The organism is Ruegeria sp. CDSA141 (assembly GCF_059612005.1).
Map to the genome: position 1 here is coordinate 58,538 of NZ_JBXWPT010000006.1, position 18,058 is coordinate 76,595.

The window sequence follows — 18,058 nt, forward strand, 5'->3', positions numbered from 1 at the left end:
GGCTTATTCCTTATCGCGATTGTCGACGACGCGCTTCGCCTTGCCCTGAGAGCGTTCGACGTCGCCGGGGTCACCTACAACAATTTCCGTTGAGACGCCAACGACGTCCTTGATCCGCTTCGTCAGCATACGTGCTGCGGCTGTCTTGGACAGTTCGTCGGTGGAATCCGGGGACGATTCAACAAAAACCCGCATGGCGTCCATGCGGCCGGATTTGTACAGCTCGATCTGATAATAAGGGGCAAGGCCCCCTGTTGCCATGACCTGTTCTTCAATCTGGCTGGGAAAGACGTTGACACCGCGCAGGATCATCATGTCGTCGCTGCGACCGGTGATCTTGGCCATCCGGCGCATGGACCGTGCTGTACCCGGCAGCAGGCAGGTCAGGTCGCGGGTTCGATAGCGTATCATCGGCAACCCCTCCTTGGTCAGGGTCGTGAACACCAACTCGCCGGTTTCGCCATCGGGCAAGACCTCTCCGGTTGCGGGATCAATGATTTCAGGCAGGAAGTGATCCTCCCAGATCACCGGCCCGTCCTTGGTTTCAACGCATTCATTGGCCACCCCGGGCCCCATGATTTCGGACAGGCCATAGATATCGACCGCGTGCATATCAAACGCAGCCTCGACTTCGGCACGCATGGCGTCAGTCCAGGGTTCAGCACCGAACACACCAACCTTCAGCGAGCTTTCACGCGGGTCGAGTCCCACCTTGTGGAACTGCTCAAGGATATTGAGCATATAGGAGGGCGTAACCATGATCCCGTCGGGCCGGAAGTCGTTGATCAGGTTGACTTGCTTTTCGGTTTGCCCGCCGGACATGGGGACGACTGTCGCGCCAAGCCGCTCGATCCCGTAATGAGCGCCAAGACCGCCGGTGAACAACCCATAACCATAGGCGTTGTGCACCATGTCACCTTTACGCAACCCCGATGCGCGCAGGGACCTTGCGCCCAGATCCGCCCAATTGTCGATGTCGTTTTTTGTGTAGCCCACCACCGTCGGTTTGCCTGTCGTACCGGACGAGGCGTGCAGACGAATGATCTGGCTGCGTGGAACGGCGAACAGGCCGAACGGATAGTTGTCACGCAGATCATTCTTGTACGTGAACGGAAACTTCGCCAGATCCGAGAGCTGCTGAAGATCGTCAGGATGCACACCGGATTCGTCGAACCGTTGCTTGTACATCGACACGTTTTCATAGGCGTGGCGTACGGACCATTTGAGGCGTTCAAGCTGCGTCGCACGGATTTCGTCGACCGAGGCGATCTCGATCGGGTCCAGATCCGCTTTGTTTGGGGAAAGGTCTTCCATCGCGTCACTCCTCCAGTCGCGAAGCTATTCCTGAAAATTCTGCCCGCCAACCGCGCGGGACATTCCGCGAAACTCGGCGATCAGGGTGTTGTCTTGATTGGTGACGCGAACGTCATAGATGCCACTGCGGCCGGTGACGGCAACCTCTGTCGCGGTTGCGGTCAGAAGGTCCCCTTTTTTTCCGGGCGCGAGATAGCTCATCATCGTATGCTGGCCGACGGTTGCCACGTTGCGGCTGTTGCAGGCGAAGGCAAAGGCGCTGTCGGCCAGGGCATGAGTGACGCCCCCGTGGCAAATGCCGTGCCCGTTGCAGTGATGGTCCGCGACTGTCAGGGTCAGGACTGCACGGCCTTCGTCGACTTCGACCAGATTCATCCCGAACCATTTGCTGGCTTGGTCATTCGCCCACATCGCTTCAGCGGATCTCGTGGCACGTTCCTTGGGTGTCATCATCAGTGTCCCTGGAAATTCGGTGCCCGCTTTTCAAGAAAACTGGATACGCCTTCGGCGTAATCCGCGCTTTCCCCGCAGGTCTTCATTGCGTCCGCTTCGATCTCAAGCTGATCCGAGAGGGACGTGGTGGCAGCGGTTTGAATGCACTGTTTGGTCAGCCCGAGCCCGAGGGTAGGGCCGTTTGCCAATTGCGCGGCAAGAACGCGCGCTTCGGTCATCAATTGATCGTCGGCCACTGCCTTCCAGATCAACCCCCAATCTTCGGCTTGTTTGGCCAGAAGGGGTTGGGCTGTCAGGGCCAGCCCCTTGGCGCGTGCCTCGCCCAACAGACGCGGCAAGTGCCAACTGCCGCCCGTGTCTGGAATCAGGCCCACCTTGGAAAAGCTCTGAATGAATTTCGCACTTTCCGCGGCCAGAACCATATCACAGGCCAGCGCAAGATTTGCACCCGCCCCGGCTGCTACTCCGTTCACGGCGCAGATCACCGGGATATTCATCGACCGGATCAAACGGACAAGAGGGCCATAGAACATGCGTACCGTCTTGCTTAAATCCGGCGGGCCATCCATTTTCGACGGATCGCGATCACTGAGGTCCTGACCAGCACAAAAGCCACGCCCGGCACCGGTCAGCAATACCGCGCGGGCGCCGCCGTCGCGCGCGGCTTTCAGTGCATCCTGCAGCGCCATGTGCATTTCTTCATTGAACGAGTTCAACTTGTCCGGGCGGTTCAGGGTGATTTCGACCCAGTTCCCGTTGTCTTGTACAAGAATCGTATCGTTCATGACTGTCTCATCTGTTCTCGTTTCAACTTAATCATTGCATTAACCGAACGGTTGGTCAATATATAAACCCGAACCGAATCTGAACCGATCAAAGGGATTGCAAATGTCGCAGTCGTCGCTGGTGAGCGTTGAATTTAAGGGCGACGTGGCGTGGGTCACAATTGACAACCCGCCGGTAAACGCGACGTCGACAGGTGTTCGCCAGGGGCTGTCTGACGCGGTTGATGCGGTCAAGGGCGCGCGCGTGGCCGTGCTGTGTTGCGCTGGTAAAACCTTTGTCGCGGGCGGCGACATGTCCGAATTCGACGCACCGCCGGTCGAGCCACATTTGCCTGACGTAGTTCAGAAAATCGAAGACAGCGAGGTTCCGTTCATCGCTTGCATGCATGGCAACGTGCTGGGTGGCGGGTTCGAAATCGCCATAGCCTGTGCATGGCGGATCGCAGCGCCGAGAACAGGTTTTGGCCTGCCGGAAGTCAATGTGGGTTTGATCCCCGGGGCAGGGGGCACACAACGATTGCCGCGTCTGGTCGGGATGCGGGCTGCAATTGACATGGCCTGTTCGGGCAAAATTCTCAAGGCAGAGACACTGGCCGAGCTTGGCGGCGTCGACCGCGTCGCCGAAGACCCTAAGAGTGCTGTTCTGGACTTGGTTGCCGACCTGCCCGAACGCCCAATACCTGTCAGCCAGCGTGCTGTGGCGGAATTTGCGCCGGATCTGTTGAAGGCGAGCCGCCAGGCTTTGAAGAAGCGCGCCAAGGGTCAGAAATCGCCGTTGGAAAACCTGACGGCGCTTGGTTGGTCGGTTGAGCCATTTACCACCGCACAACCGAAAGAGCGCGCGCGCCATCTGGAGTTGCGCCAAAGCCCGGAAAGCCGCGCTTTGCGCTACGCGTTTTTTGCTGAACGTGCCGTGTCCAAACCTTCGTTGATCAAAGGGGTGGCCGCCCGTGACATATCACGGATAGCCGTTGTCGGAGGAGGATTAATGGGGGCAGGGATCGCAACTGCGGCCCTGAACGGCGGGCTGTCCGTGACGTTGATCGAGCGAGACGCGGACGCCGCGGCGGCAGCGCACGATCGGGTTGAGGGTCTTTTGCAAGGCGCGGTCAAGAGAGGCAAGATGTCCGAGGCGGAGCTTCGGGATCGCCTTGCTGCGCTTCGTGCGGTGAACCGGTATTCAGAAGCTGCGGATGCTGAACTGGCGATCGAGGCTGTTTTTGAAGACCTGCCCGTCAAGCAGCAGGTAATTGACGAGCTGGCCAAGCATATGAGCAGCGATGCGATTTTGGCCACCAATACGTCCTATCTGGACCCGCTCGAGATTTTCGCGGGCGTCGGCAATCAGACCCGTTGCATAGGTCTGCATTTCTTTAGCCCGGCCCATGTCATGAAGCTGCTTGAGGTCGTGCACACTCCGCAAACGTCTCCCGAAGTTGTCGCAACCGGATTCGCGCTTGGGAAAAAGCTTCGCAAGGTTTCGGTGCTGTCGGGTATCTGCGATGGGTTCATTGGGAACCGCATGTTGGCAGCCTATCGGCGCGCGGCCGATTATCTGCTGGCAGATGGGGCGCTTCCCTATCAGGTGGACCATGCGATGCGGGCGTTCGGGATGCCCATGGGTCCTTATGAGCTTCAGGACTTGACCGGTCTTCAAATTGCCTGGGCGAACCGCAAACGCAATGCAGCACACCGCGACCCGAATGAACGCTATGTCACCATCGCAGACCAGCTTTGTGAGATGGAGCGTTTTGGCCAGCGTACTGGCAAAGGGTGGTATCGCTACGAAGAAGGCAGTCGCAACTCAGTTCGGGATTCCGAAGTTGAGGCATTGATCGAAGCCTATTCTGACCAGCAGGGCATCACCCGGCGGGTTTTTTCGGACGAGGATATCTCTTCAAGACTGCTGGCGGTTCTGGCCAACGAAGGCGCTTTGATCATTGAAGAAGGGACCGCGGAAAACGCAGAAGTCGTCGATATGGTTCAAATCCATGGATACGGCTTCCCGCGCTGGAGAGGAGGGCCGATGAACTATTGCAATGAAATCGGAAACAGCCGGTCCAACGCAAATATGCTAACCGTAGCGAAAGAAAGTCCCGGTTCGTGGCGTGTCGCGGGTCGATCCGAAAACTATTAACATGTTGATGGTTACAAAAGTGACCATTAACGCATTCTCGAGTCATGTTTCACAGGGAGGAGACAAAACCATGAAATTCACCAAGTTGAGCACTCTTTTGGCCTCGGCCGCGATGGCCGTATCGGGCACAGTGGCACTGGCGGCGGATTATACGCTGACGATTTCCAGCTGGGCACCGCCAACCCACGGCATCAACGCGAAGATGTGGCCGAAATTCGTGGAAATGGTCGAAGAAGCTACCGACGGCAAAGTCACTGCAGAATTGAAGCTGGGAATTGCCCCGCCGCCGGCGCAGATGGACCTGATCATGGATGGCGCAGCGGATGCTTCGATCATCTTTCATGGATACCAGCCCGGTCGTTTCGTCACCACCAAGATGATTGAGCTGCCCGGATATGAGGGCTCGGCCGAAGCGGCCTCGGTCGCGTATTGGCGTACATACGACCAGTATCTCAAGGCGGCGGACGAACATCGCGGTGTGAAAGTGGTCGCGCTGCACACCCATGGCCCGGCACAGCTTCACTCCAGCAGCCCGGTGACAACGCTTGACGAAGTGGCGGGTCTCAAGGTTCGTATCCCAGGTGGTGTGGGCGGCGACGTCGGCACGGCGCTGGGCGCAACCGGAATCCAGGTACCTGCGCCGAAAGTATACGAGACACTCGCTTCGAAAGCTGCTGATGGTGTCGTCATGCCGTTTGAATCCCGCAAAGGCTTCAAGCTGACCGAAGTGGCGCAAAATGTCTATGAAGTTCCGGGTGGCCTGTATCGCGGGTCGTTTGCGTTTATCATGAACGAAGACACGTTTGCGGATCTGCCCGCCGATGTGCAGGCTGCTTTGGAAGAAAAGGTTTTCGGTGAACCGCTGAGCCGCGAAATCGGTAAAATCTGGGATGAGATCGACGCGATCGGCCGTGAGGCGACCGAACAGACCGAAGGTAACGCGATCAATGCAGCGTCTGCTGAAGATCTGGAAAAGTTTAATGCGATTGCTGCCGATGTGCGCGCCACGGTCATCGAAGAGGTCAATGGCACCGGTGTTGATGCGCAAGCCGCATATGACATGATCGTTAACGAAATGGCTGCTCAGTAACGCAGCCCGGCTGGCGGGGTTGACCCGCCAGCCATCTTCACCCGTTGGGGGCCAATCATGCAATCTATCGTGACCTTCGCGCGTCGCGTCAGTATCATTCCGACGGTGCTGGCCTGTGTGGCGCTGTTCATCCTGATGGTGATGACCTTTTTTGACGTTATCCTGCGCTCTGTCTTCAATGCTCCGATCGAGGCGGCAACCGAACTGACGCGGATTCTGATGGCGATCCTTGTGTTCTCGGTCTTGCCGATGATCTCGGCAGGGAAGGGGCAAATCGCAGTCGACCTGACGGATGGAATTTTCTCACGCTTGCGGCTGAGCAGAGCGCGCGATGCGATCGTCTATCTGGTGTCCGGCATCATGCTGATCTGGCCGATTCAGCGCGTCTGGATTTTGGCTGAACGTGCACGGGATTACGGCGACGTTACCGAATACCTCTCAATCCCGGTCTTCTATGTTGGTTGGTTCATCGCCGCCTTCACTGCAATCACGGCCGTTGCGATGTTCATCACCGGTCTTTTGTACATTTTTGCCCCCCAAACCTTGTCGGAGCACGCCTAATGACTGCCGCACTGATCGGTTTCGCCCTTGTCCTGATTCTTGTGTTGGTACGCTTGCCCATTGTGTTTGCGATGGGTCTAGTGGGGACGCTTGGGTTCGCATATGAGCGCGGTGGCAGCATCCTGTCCGAGCGCGGACTGAAGGCCGCAATGTCGATGGTGGGTCGTCAGATTACGGACACGGCACAGGACTACGGCCTGTCGGTCGTGCCACTGTTCATCCTCATGGGCCTGTTCGTGAACAAGGGCGGGCTCGCGCGCGAACTATACGCGGTTTCAAACGCTTTTCTGGGCCACTTCCGAGGTGGTATCGCAATGGCGACGGTCGCCGCGTGCGGTGGCTTTTCGGCCATTTGCGGATCCTCGCTGGCAACGGCTGCGACCATGTCCAAAGTCGCGATGCCGGAAATGCGCCGCTATGGGTACGCGGATGAGCTGTCAACGGCGTCGATTGCCGCCGGTGGCACGCTGGGCATCCTGATCCCACCGTCGGTTATTCTGGTGATCTATGGCCTGCTGACCGAAACCTCGATCGGCAAACTTTTCGTTGCTGGCATCATCCCAGGCGTACTTGGTATCCTCTTTTATCTGTTCGCCGTGCGCTGGACTGTTTGGCGCAGGCCCGAGTCCGGCCCTGCAGGTGAACGCCACGGCTGGGGCGAGCGCCTTACGGCGTTGCGCTCGGTCTGGGCCGTGTTGCTGCTGTTCTTCCTGGTGATCGGCGGTTTGTACGGAGTGTTCGATTTCTATCCTCTGAACCTGACGTTCAGCCCGACCGAGGCTGCCGGTATGGGCGCGATGGGTGCATTCCTGATTGCATTGTCGCGCGGTGGGCTGACCCTTGGTTCGACCTTTGAAGTGCTGAAGGAAACCAGTTTCACCGCCGCGGCGCTGTTCTCGGTTCTGATCGGGGCGCAGATCTTCTCGAATTTCATCAACCTGGCTGGTCTGCCCGAAGCGTTGATCGCTCTGGTCACCGCGTATGAGGTGGAACCCTTCGTCGTGATCCTGATGATCCTCGGGATCTACATTATTCTGGGATGCGTTTTTGAATCGCTGTCGATGCTGTTGCTTACGGTGCCGATCTTTTTCCCATTGGTCACGTCACTGGGATATGATCCGATCTGGTTCGGCATTGTCGTTGTCGTCGTGACCGAGATCAGTTTGATCACGCCGCCCGTGGGCCTGAACGTGTTCATTCTGAAAGGCGTGGTCGGGGACGTATCGACCGGAACAATCTTCAAAGGAGTCACCCCGTTCTGGGTGGCAGACATCTTCCGTCTGGCCCTGATTGTTCTGGTGCCCTGGCTGGTTCTGGTCCTTCCCGAACAAATGGGAGCGATGGGTCACTGATGTTCTCTCTGACAGCGCTCCCGGACGGGTTTCATACGGATCCCTATCCAACTTACGCCGCGTTGCGCGAAGACACGCCCGTCTGCTGGCAGCCCGACGGATCGGTGATCCTGTCGCGATATGATGACCTGGATCTGGTTTACCGGGATACGGTGCGTTTCATATCGGATAAAAAGGCGGTTTTCGGCCCAAAATACGGGATCGACAGCCCGCTGTACGAACACCATACCACCAGCCTTGTGTTCAATGACCCGCCCCTGCATACCCGCGTCCGCAAGGTCATGGTTGGCGCGATGAACCCACGGGCGCTGGCGCAGATGGAACCGGGCCTGGTTCAACTTGTCGATGGGTTGCTGGACGAGATGCAAGCCAAGGGCCCGGTAGAATTGATCGAGGATTTCGCCGGGGCCATCCCGATCGAGATCATCGGCAACCTGCTTGGCATTCCCCGATCAGAACGCGGGCCTTTGCGGGATTGGTCTCTGGCTATACTGGGCGCATTGGAGCCTCAGTTGACGCCCGATCAGGAAGAGTGGGGCAACCGCTCGGTTTCTGATTTCAAGGACTTTCTTCAGCACATCATTGAAGATCGCCGGGCCAACCCCGGAGATCCTGCGACGGATGTCCTGACACGGTTGATGCAGGATGACACCGATGGTGGCCTGACCGAGGTCGAGCTCTACCAGAACTGCATTTTCATTCTGAATGCGGGGCACGAGACCACCACCAACCTGATCGGCAACGCATTGGAACTGTTGGAACGGCACCGCGACAAACGGGCCGAGCTGCTGGCCAATCCGGATCTGATCAACACGGCGGTGGACGAGTTCCTGCGGCTGGAAAGCCCAAATCAATTTGGCAACCGTCTGACCACTGAAGATGTGACGTTCCATGGTCAGACCATTCCAGCAGGTACAGACATTCACCTGTGCATCGGCGCAGCCAATCGCGATCTGCGGCAGTTTGAACAACCTGATGAAGTTGTATTGGATCGACGCCCCAACAAGCATCATGCGTTTGCCGGAGGCCCCCATACCTGCGTTGGCCTGACCTTGGCGCGTATGGAGGGACGCGTGGCCGTCGGACGGTTTCTGGCGCGATTTCCGACCTATCGCATCCCTGACGGCGCTGAACGAGGCGGACGCATTCGATTTCGGGGTTTCGCGCGACTGCCAGCGCAAGTCTGAGATGTACGGTTTCGATTCCAATTCGCCAATTTATTGACCGACCGTACGGTTTATATTATGATTTCGTGAGACGGGCATACGGCCGCGCGAAGATCACACAGCAGATGAGGAGACGCTCATGACAATCCAACAGATTTCCAGCTTCGCAGCCGGTGAATGGGTTTCGCCCGGTGCGGGTGCCCGCAATATTACAAGCGCGGTCACAGGCGAGGTGATCGCCGCGGCCGGCAATAGCGCCTTGGATGTGCAGGGGATGCTGGACTATGCGCGCAATGTCGGTGGGCCGGCGCTGCGGAAGATGACGTTCCATGAACGGGCCAAGATGCTCAAAGCACTGTCCATTCATTTGGGTCAGCATAAGCAGGCAATGTATGACCTGTCTTTCAGCACAGGTGCTACACAGTCGGACCACTTGATCGACATTGACGGCGGCATCGGCACGATGTTCGTCTTCGCTTCGAAAGGCCGACGTGAGATGCCGGACGGACATGTCTACCTGGACGGTGAGGTTGAGCAACTGTCCCGCAACGGCACCTTTCTGGGGCAACACATCTGCACCCCGTTGCACGGCGTGGCGGTTCATATCAACGCGTTCAACTTTCCTGTCTGGGGGATGTTGGAAAAGCTGGCCCCGACACTCTTGGCAGGCGTTCCGGCCATCGTAAAGCCGGCAACGAACTCGTGCTACGTAACCGAACTATGCGTCCGGCTGATGCTGGACTCCGGCATTTTGCCTGCGGGCGCGTTGCAGCTGGTTTCGGGTGGTTTGGGCGATATGCTGGATCGTCTGACCATGCAGGACGTAGTCAGTTTCACCGGATCTGCAGAAACGGCGTCAAAACTGCGTTCCAACCCGGTGATTCTGGAGAATTCAGTTCGTTTCGTGGCCGAGCAGGACAGTCTGAACTGCTCGATCCTCGGCCCTGATGCCGAACCGGGCACGCCGGAATTCGACCTCTTCGTCAAAGAAGTCCAGCGCGAGATGACCACGAAGGCTGGGCAGAAATGTACCGCAATCCGTCGGATCATGGCCCCAGAGCCTCTGGTGCAGGCGGTGATCGAAGCCCTGTCCGCGAGGCTGGCCAAAACGGTCATCGGTGACCCTAGGCTGGAAACGACACGCATGGGTGCGTTGGTCTCGAACGGTCAGAAACGCGACGTCCTGGAAAAGGTGGCAATCATCGGGCAAGAAGCCGAACGCGTTTTCGGAAACCCTGATGATTTTGTGGTTGATGGGGCAGATGCCGAGAAAGGCGCGTTCCTGCCGCCGATGCTGTATCATTGTGCCAATCCGGATGCGGCCCGGCGTGTCCACGAAACCGAGGCTTTTGGCCCGGTCAGCACTGTGATGGGCTATCGCGATCTCGACCATGCGATCGAACTGGCAAATCGCGGGCAAGGGTCGCTGGTGGCGTCGGTCATAACCCGTGACGCCGATGTGGCACGGCACGTTGCCATGGGGGCAGGGGCTTATCATGGGCGCCTGTACTTCAACAATCGCGACTCGATGAAGGAATCTACCGGCCACGGCTCTCCGCTGCCGCATATGGTTCACGGCGGTCCCGGACGCGCTGGTGGCGGCGAGGAGATGGGCGGTGTGCGTGGCGTGAAGCATTACATGCAAAGGACAGCCATTCAGGGATCGCCCGATCTGCTGACCGCAATCGGGAACACATGGGTTCCCGGCGCGACCGAGGTCGAAGGACCAGCCCATCCATTCACGCGCCGGTTCCATGAGCTGGCGATTGGCGAGACCATCCACACAGCGCCCCGTACAATCACGATGGAAGACATCGAACACTTTGCCAATTTCACCGGCGATACGTTCTACGCGCATATGGATCAGGCAGCGGCGGAACGGAACCCGTTCTTCCCGGGCCGAGTGGCCCATGGCTACCTGCTTTTGTCATTTGCAGCCGGATTGTTTGTTGAACCGAACGAGGGCCCGGTTCTGGCAAACACTGGCCTCGACGGATTGCGATTCATGAAGCCTGTCGAGGCAGGTGATACCATCAAGGTGCGGTTGACGGTCAAGGCCAAGACCAAGCGGAACGAAGAGTACGGCGAAGTCCGCTGGCATGTCACCCTGACTCAGCAGGATGATGAAATGGTCGCGGAATATGAGCTGTTGACGATGGTCGCCTACTAGGCCCGGAACCCATTGAATTTGGCAGGTCAGCGTGTTCACGGTTCGAAAAACGAGCGGCGAACATGTCTGATCTCTGGGATGCGCGCCTGAATCCAGGGTCGCAAACAGTGTTGGTTGCCTGCGAAGCACACCAAGCGGCCCAATCGCGTCAAGGCCATGTTTGACAGGCTCAAGGACTGGCGGCGTGTCGCAACCCTGTGCCACAGAGGCTCAAAGATCCACTCGCCCGCGTCGCCATCGTCATCTATTGGCTATGAACCCTGATCCCAGCGCCTGTTAAACATGCACCTCAGCCTGAGTTCGCAGATTAAGCGGACGCGTTCCGTCAGGGCGGAAAAACAGCGGTCTTCTTTACCGTTCCATAAACAAAGCTTGTGTCGATCGAGGCAATCCCACCGATCGGGTGAATTCTGTTTCGAATGAACTCCTCATATGCCTCGAGATCCGATACCAGCACCCGCAACTGGTAGTCCATCGCCCCGGTCAGCACGTGGCATTCGAGAACTTCGTCGATCATCCGAACGCGTTTCTCGAAATTCTGAACGTCCGTTTCATTGTGCCGCTCCAACCGGATCCGCACAAAAACGGTAATGCCTATGCCGTACGCGGCGGCGTCCACATCTGCGCTGTAACCCTTTATGATTCCGCGAGACTCGAGGTTCTTGACCCGGCGCAGACACGGCGATGGAGACAAGTTCACCTCGTCGGCAAGATCCTGGTTCGTCATGCGCCCGTCCTTTTGCAGCGCCCGAATGATTTGTCTGTCTTTATCGTCCATTTCAACCTCAACCTTGGCAGAAAATGCCAATATTAGTCGTATTCTTGGTATTATTTGCAAGCAAAAGCCCAAAGTAAAAGCTCAAACTGGCGTCAGCTTGAAACAGGAGCTTGCAATGACTCGTTCAACCGGATTTGCCACCCGCGCCATTCACCACGCTTATAACCCTTTGGAAAATGACGGCGCGCTTACGCCACCGCTGCATTTGACGTCCACGTTTACCTTCGAAACCGCAGAGGCTGGTGGAGAGATGTTCGCCGGTGAACGCGCAGGTCATATCTACAGCCGTATTTCGAACCCCACATGTGACCTTCTAGAACAACGCATTGCCGTGCTTGAAGGTGCCGAGGCCGGACTGGCCCTTTCCAGCGGCATGGGGGCGATAACGGCAGTGCTTTGGACCCTGCTGTCGCCAGGGGACGAAGTCATCGTGGACAAAACACTCTATGGCTGCACCTTCGCTTTCATGCGCCACGGTTTGGCAAAATGGGGGGTCAAAATCACCCATGTCGACATGACAGACCCCGAGAACCTAAAAGCGGCGGTTTCCGAGAATACCCGCGTTGTCTATTTCGAAACTCCGGCCAACCCGAACATGCGTCTGGTGGACATTGCCGCCAGCGCCGAGATTGCGCATTCGGCAGGCGCAACGGTTGTCGTCGACAACACCTATGCCAGCCCCTATCTGACCCGCCCGATCGAGCACGGGGCGGATATCGTTCTGCACTCTGCCACCAAATATCTCGGCGGGCATGGCGATGTGGTCGCCGGTCTGGTTGTTGGCACCGCCGAACAGATTGCCGAAATCCGCCTGGTCGGTATGAAGGATATGACCGGTGCGGTCATGGCCCCTTTCAACGCGATGCTGATCCTGCGCGGACTGAAAACACTGAACCTGCGTCTGGATCGTCACTGTGCTTCCGCCAGGGTCGTTGCAGATTTCCTCGAAGCCCATCCCGCCGTCGCCGAGGTTTATTTCCCCGGGCTGAAAAGCTTTGCCCAGCACGACGTAGCGCAGCGGCAAATGTCCCAATCCGGCGCCATGATCGCGTTCGAGATCAAGTCCGGCCTGTCCGGTGGGATTGAATTCATGAACCGCCTCAACATGATCCAGCGCGCGGTGTCCTTGGGCGATGCCGAAACGCTGATCCAGCACCCTGCATCCATGACTCATTCGACGTATACTCCAGAAGAACGGGCCGAGCATGGGATTAGCGATGGTTTGATCCGTTTGTCCGTCGGGCTTGAAGATGTAGAAGATATCCTCGCAGACCTGGATCAAGCTTTGCCCTATCCTGCCCGCAGCGCTGCCTGAACCAGGAGACCGCCATGCACATTGATCCCACCCAGTTGAAGATCGTCGAACAGCGCTTGCTATGGTTGTCGCATTGGATGATCCACCATGCCAACCACATCCGGCCAAAGGTGGATGGGATCAAAGTTGGTGGCCATCAGGCATCGTCTGCTTCGATGGTGTCGATCATGACCGCGCTCTATTTTTCAGCGCTGCGCCCTGAAGACCGGGTGGCAGTCAAACCCCATGCCTCTCCGGTTTTTCATGCGATGCAATACCTCATGGGCAATCAAACCCGCGAGAAGATGGAAAATTTCCGTAGTTTTGGCGGTGTGCAAAGCTATCCCAGCCGGACCAAGGATATCGACGACGTTGATTTTTCCACCGGCTCGGTGGGTTTGGGTGTCGCGATCACCTCGTTTGCCTCGATCATTCAGGATTACATCAAGGCCAAAAGCTGGGGGGCAGACGCGCCAATGGGGCGAATGGTGGCCCTTGTTGGCGATGCCGAACTGGACGAAGGCAATGTGTACGAGGCTTTGCAGGAAGGCTGGAAGAACGACCTGCGCAATACGTGGTGGATCATTGACTACAACCGACAGTCACTGGACGGTATCGTCCGTGAAGGGCTGTTCGAACGGATCGAGAAAATCTTCGATGCGTTCGGTTGGGATGTCGTGCGCGTGAAATATGGGGTTCTGCAACGCGCGGCCTTTGAAGAACCGGGCGGCGAGCGCCTGCGCGACTGGATCGACGCATGTCCCAATCAGGACTACTCGGCTTTGACCTTCATGGGTGGGGCGGTCTGGCGGCAGCGCCTCATGGATGATCTGGGTGATCAGGGGGATGTGACCGCTCTGATCGAACGGCGGACGGATGCCGACCTTGCGGCGCTGATGGAAAACCTTGGCGGCAACTGCGTCGAGACCATGGCACAGACATTTGCCGCCATCGATCATTATCGCCCGACATGTTTCCTTGCCTACACCGTCAAAGGATGGGGCACACCCATCGCGGGCCACAAGGACAATCACGGCGGGCTGATGAACAACAGTCAGTTCGCCGCGTGGCAGTCGCATATGGGCGTGCCAAAAGGCAAGGAATGGGAGCCGCTTGCGACAGTACAGAACCCAGAAAAGCTCAAGGATTTCCTCACGAATACGCCTTTCTTTGCCAAAGGTCAGCGCCGTTATTTTGATGACAAGTTGGATGTGCCACGGATCGAGGTCGACACCAGCCGTGAAATCTCGACCCAGATGGCGTTTGGCAAGATCCTTGACGATCTGTCAAAAGGCGACGGCCCGCTGGCAGAGCGCATCGTGACAACCTCCCCGGATGTCACCGGCACAACAAACCTGGGACCCTGGGTAAACAGGCGTAAGCTGTTTGCCCGATCCACGCAAGCCGACGCCTTCATTGAACACCGTATCCCATCGACTGCGAAATGGGAGTTCACGCCGGAAGGGCAACATATAGAGCTTGGGATCGCCGAAATGAACCTGATGCTGCTTCTGGGCGCGGCGGGTCTGTCGCATTCCCTTTTCGGCAAGCGATTGATTCCGATTGGCACCGTGTACGACCCCTTTGTCAGTCGCGGCCTCGATGCGTTGAACTACGCCTGCTATCAGGATGCACGCTTTCTTCTGGTTGGAACGCCGTCGGGCGTCACGCTGGCGCCTGAAGGCGGCGCGCATCAATCCATTGGCACTCCGCTGATCGGGATGAGCCAAGACGGGCTGGCCGCATTCGAACCGGCCTTTGCTGATGAACTGGCGGTGATCATGGAATGGGCCTTCGACTATTTGCAACGCGACGGTGAAGGACAACCGGACGAGCGCACCTGGCTGCGAGACGAAACCGGTGGCTCCGTCTATCTGCGTCTGACGACCAACCCGATTGAACAACCGGGCAAACGCGTGGATGACGAGTTTCGACAGGGCGCCATAGACGGCGCATACTGGTTACGGAAACCGGGACCAAATTGCGAAGTTGCAATCGTCTATCAGGGAGCGGTCGCGCCCGAAGCAATCAAGGCCGCTGGCATGATTGGTGAAGGCCGTCGCGATATCGGCGTATTGGCCGTGACGTCTGCGGATCGGCTGAATGCAGGGTGGACGGCGGCGCAACGCGCGCGCTCGCGCGGCAACCCGGCAGCACTTTCCCACATCGAAACCCTGATGTCTGGCCTGTCGCCGCACTGCAATCTGGTCACCGTGATTGATGGGCACCCTGCAACATTGTCGTGGCTGGGCGCTGTGGGCGGGCATCAGACCATTCCGATGGGCGTCGAACACTTTGGTCAGACAGGAACGATCGGTGATCTCTATCGCCACCACTGTATTGACGCCGATGCCATCGTCGAAAAAGTGAATGGCTTGACCCAGGGTAGAGTTCTTCATTGGGCGACGGGGACTTGAGTTCGGTTCAATAAGATCAAGAACGAGCCCGCTCCGACCCTGTTTGGTCCGTAGAGGGTCGACGAGGGCCGTGTCATCGAATTGATCGGCATGATCGTGAACGTCCGGGGCGGAATTCCGACGTTCGACGTCAGTCATCCGCCGTCAATAATGTTAAACATTGAGACGGCGTTGCGGGAAAATTGACGCTGTCTGGTTCTGTCGGGGGGCGCGGCGTCCGATCCGCCTCGGTGTTCCCAACTGGGAAGTTTTTCGGCGAAAATGTCTGTATTCCTGTCTATACAATAGGGATGGCAACCGGTATGGGGCTGTCTTTACCCTTGGATGATCCGCTGATCGCAATTCCGCGCAGCTCCTATCACCTGGCCGATACAAAGAACCACCACCGTGAAACAAACCATTGCAGATGCGCTAGCGCGCAAGGGCTATGAAACATTGACCCAAGTTCAGCGCGCTGTCACCCAGCCCGAGCTGGAAGGGCGTGACATGCTGGTATCGGCCCAGACCGGATCAGGGAAAACCATTGGGTTTGGTCTTGCGATTGCGCACAGGGTGCTGGGGGAGGAAGAAACGCTCGGCAAGCCCGAAGCGCCGTTGGCGCTGGTTGTTGCGCCGACCCGGGAACTGGCACTGCAGGTGAAGCGGGAACTTGGCTGGTTGTATTCGGGGGCAGGTGCGTTTCTGGCCTCCTGCGTCGGGGGTATGGACATTCGGGATGAGCGTCGCGCATTGGCCAGAGGCGCCCATATCGTTGTGGCCACTCCGGGGCGACTTCGTGACCATATCAATCGGGGTTCAATCGATTTGACCGCTATCCGCGCGGTTGTACTGGACGAAGCCGATGAAATGCTGGATCTGGGGTTCCGCGAGGATCTAGAGTTCATCCTTGATGAAACACCTGCAGATCGTCAGACGTTGTTGTTTTCTGCCACTGTGCCACGCGCAATTGCCAATCTGGCCAAGCGGTATCAGCGCGACGCAGCGCGTGTGAGCACGGTCAGCGAACAGACACAGCACGCGGATATCGAGTATCGTGCCATGATGGTGGCCCCGCGTGACGGTGAAAACGCGATTATCAATTTGCTGCGGTATTACGAGGCCCCCAATGCCATCGTTTTCTGCAACACCCGTGCGATGGTTTCGCGCCTGACAGCGCGCCTGTCAAACCGGGGCTTTTCAGTCGTGGCCCTGTCCGGTGAATTGACCCAGAGCGAACGATTCAACGCGTTGCAAGCAATGCGCGATGGGCGAGCCCGCGTCTGCGTGGCAACCGATGTTGCGGCCCGCGGCATCGATCTGCCCAACCTTGATCTGGTGGTCCATGCCGAACTGCCCAACAGCCATGAAACACTGCTGCACCGTTCTGGCCGTACAGGCCGCGCTGGGCGCAAGGGTGTCAGTACACTGATCGTAGAGCCATCATCGCGCAAAAAGGCGGAGCGTATTCTGAAATTTGCCAAGCTGACAGCAGATTGGGGATCGGCCCCGTCCGCCGAAGAGGTGAACGATCGCGATCAGGCCCGGATGTTTGCATCAGAGGACTGGCAGGCTGAAATCACGGAAAGCGAACGCCCGTCGGTTGAGAAACTGATTGAAAGTTTTACGCCCGAACAAATCGCAGCCGCCTACCTCAGGCAATACAAACTGCGCCATTCCGCCCCGGAGGAGCTGTCAGCGGTCGATCAACGCGCGCCAAAACCGCGCGCATCTTTTGGCCCCAGCGTCTGGTTTTCAGTGTCCGAGGGGCGCAATCAGAACGCATCTCCACGTCACATGCTGCCGATGATATGCAAGGCGGGCGATCTCACGAAAGATGATATCGGAGCCATCCGGATTGCCGATGATGTAACATATGTCGAAATCCGAGAAGGCAGTGTCGACAGGTTTCTGACCAGCCTTGGTCCAGATATGAAGATAGAAGGGACAAAGGACCTTGTACGGTTGGACAAGGCACCAGACCTGTCGTCAACCGGTCGGCCCGGTCTTGATCGCAAGTTCAAAGGCAGGCCTTCGGGAAAGAAAAGGGACGCTGCTCCGGCTGAGCGGAAAGCCCCTCGCCGCCAGCCCAAACCCGAGGCCCAGTCGGCAAAGACCGTGCGCGCAACAGAAACCCTCCGAGCGTCGGACGACGATACAAAAAGTAAGTTCAAGGCTTCGGGCGCAAAACCGAAAAAGCGCAAGGCCGGGAGCGTGGAGAAAAAGAGTGGTCACGCCAAGCCAGCCGGAGATGCCCCGAAAGGCCCACCGCCGCCGAAGGGCAAGCCAAGCAGCAAGAAGAACCGTGCACGCGCTGCGGCCACAAAGTCCGCCAAAGGTGGCAACGCAGTCCCCAAACGTCGCAAATCCCAGTCAGAAGGCTATTGAATTGAGGCACGGCCAAGGTCTGGTCTCGGGGCTTTGGCTAATGGCCTTCTGCGTGGATCATACTTCCCCTCGGATGAGGTGACCAAATGCTCTGAATTCCTGTCGGGGAAGACACATTAGCTTAACAGTTGCGTGATTTTGCAGGGCTGGAGCAAAGTAAGCTTTGCTCTTCTTGCG

At 57.7% G+C, this 18,058-nt stretch carries 13 protein-coding genes; 9 read left to right on the forward strand and 4 right to left on the reverse strand.

The annotated features are described in order from the left end of the window. Positions 1 to 3: 3 nt before the first annotated feature. From paaK to paaG, 3 genes are read right to left on the reverse strand one after another with little or no spacing between them, the layout of a single operon-like run. A complete protein-coding gene (gene paaK / locus AC2FLP_RS10980) occupies positions 4 to 1,314 on the reverse strand; it encodes a phenylacetate--CoA ligase PaaK (RefSeq protein ID WP_117873882.1) in 1,311 nt (436 codons plus the stop codon). Positions 1,315 to 1,338: 24 nt separating this feature from the next. Beyond that, entirely contained in the window at positions 1,339 to 1,764 is a 426-nt protein-coding gene (paaI, locus tag AC2FLP_RS10985) for a hydroxyphenylacetyl-CoA thioesterase PaaI (protein ID WP_117874108.1), read from the reverse strand. Positions 1,765 to 1,766: 2 nt separating this feature from the next. Further along, on the reverse strand, positions 1,767 to 2,552 hold the full coding sequence (gene paaG / locus AC2FLP_RS10990; RefSeq protein ID WP_117873880.1) for a 2-(1,2-epoxy-1,2-dihydrophenyl)acetyl-CoA isomerase PaaG: 786 nt from the start codon (positions 2,550 to 2,552) through the stop codon (positions 1,767 to 1,769). Between the two features lie 103 nt (positions 2,553 to 2,655). On the opposite strand from paaG, the gene AC2FLP_RS10995 reads away from it, so the two are divergent. From AC2FLP_RS10995 to paaZ, 6 genes are all read left to right on the forward strand, one after another. Beyond that, a complete protein-coding gene (locus AC2FLP_RS10995) occupies positions 2,656 to 4,689 on the forward strand; it encodes an FAD-dependent oxidoreductase (RefSeq protein ID WP_496683650.1) in 2,034 nt (677 codons plus the stop codon). A 70-nt stretch (positions 4,690 to 4,759) separates the two neighbouring features. Then, positions 4,760 to 5,779, forward strand: a complete 1,020-nt coding sequence (locus tag AC2FLP_RS11000) for a TRAP transporter substrate-binding protein (protein ID WP_299897476.1) — start codon at positions 4,760 to 4,762, stop codon at positions 5,777 to 5,779. A gap of 57 nt (positions 5,780 to 5,836) precedes the next feature. Beyond that, complete coding sequence (locus AC2FLP_RS11005) at positions 5,837 to 6,340, forward strand: TRAP transporter small permease (protein ID WP_299897473.1); 504 nt, start codon at positions 5,837 to 5,839, stop codon at positions 6,338 to 6,340. Then, a complete protein-coding gene (locus tag AC2FLP_RS11010) occupies positions 6,340 to 7,692 on the forward strand; it encodes a TRAP transporter large permease (protein ID WP_299897470.1) in 1,353 nt (450 codons plus the stop codon). The genes AC2FLP_RS11005 and AC2FLP_RS11010 overlap by 1 nt, the downstream gene beginning before the upstream one ends. Further along, complete coding sequence (locus AC2FLP_RS11015; RefSeq protein ID WP_496683653.1) at positions 7,692 to 8,879, forward strand: cytochrome P450; 1,188 nt, start codon at positions 7,692 to 7,694, stop codon at positions 8,877 to 8,879. Before AC2FLP_RS11010 ends, AC2FLP_RS11015 begins: the two co-directional genes overlap by 1 nt. A 118-nt stretch (positions 8,880 to 8,997) precedes the next feature. Further along, positions 8,998 to 11,028 carry a phenylacetic acid degradation bifunctional protein PaaZ gene (gene paaZ, locus AC2FLP_RS11020; protein ID WP_299897464.1) on the forward strand — a complete coding sequence of 677 codons (2,031 nt, stop codon included), beginning with the start codon at positions 8,998 to 9,000 and terminating at the stop codon, positions 11,026 to 11,028. Positions 11,029 to 11,353: 325 nt separating this feature from the next. Here the strand turns inward: paaZ and AC2FLP_RS11025 are convergent, their stop codons facing one another. Then, positions 11,354 to 11,806, reverse strand: a complete 453-nt coding sequence (locus AC2FLP_RS11025; protein WP_117873868.1) for an Lrp/AsnC family transcriptional regulator — start codon at positions 11,804 to 11,806, stop codon at positions 11,354 to 11,356. Between the two features lie 115 nt (positions 11,807 to 11,921). Between AC2FLP_RS11025 and AC2FLP_RS11030 the strand changes: the two genes are divergently transcribed. The 3 genes from AC2FLP_RS11030 (at position 11,922) to AC2FLP_RS11040 (ending at position 17,881) form a co-directional block, all read left to right on the forward strand. Beyond that, positions 11,922 to 13,121, forward strand: coding sequence for a methionine gamma-lyase (locus AC2FLP_RS11030; RefSeq protein ID WP_117873866.1), 1,200 nt, complete (start codon positions 11,922 to 11,924; stop codon positions 13,119 to 13,121). A 14-nt stretch (positions 13,122 to 13,135) separates the two neighbouring features. Then, positions 13,136 to 15,517: a thiamine pyrophosphate-binding protein gene (locus tag AC2FLP_RS11035; protein ID WP_496683658.1), complete on the forward strand. Its 2,382-nt coding sequence runs from the start codon at positions 13,136 to 13,138 to the stop codon at positions 15,515 to 15,517. Positions 15,518 to 15,904: 387 nt separating this feature from the next. After that, a complete protein-coding gene (locus AC2FLP_RS11040; protein WP_496683661.1) occupies positions 15,905 to 17,881 on the forward strand; it encodes a DEAD/DEAH box helicase in 1,977 nt (658 codons plus the stop codon). Positions 17,882 to 18,058 lie beyond the last annotated feature (177 nt).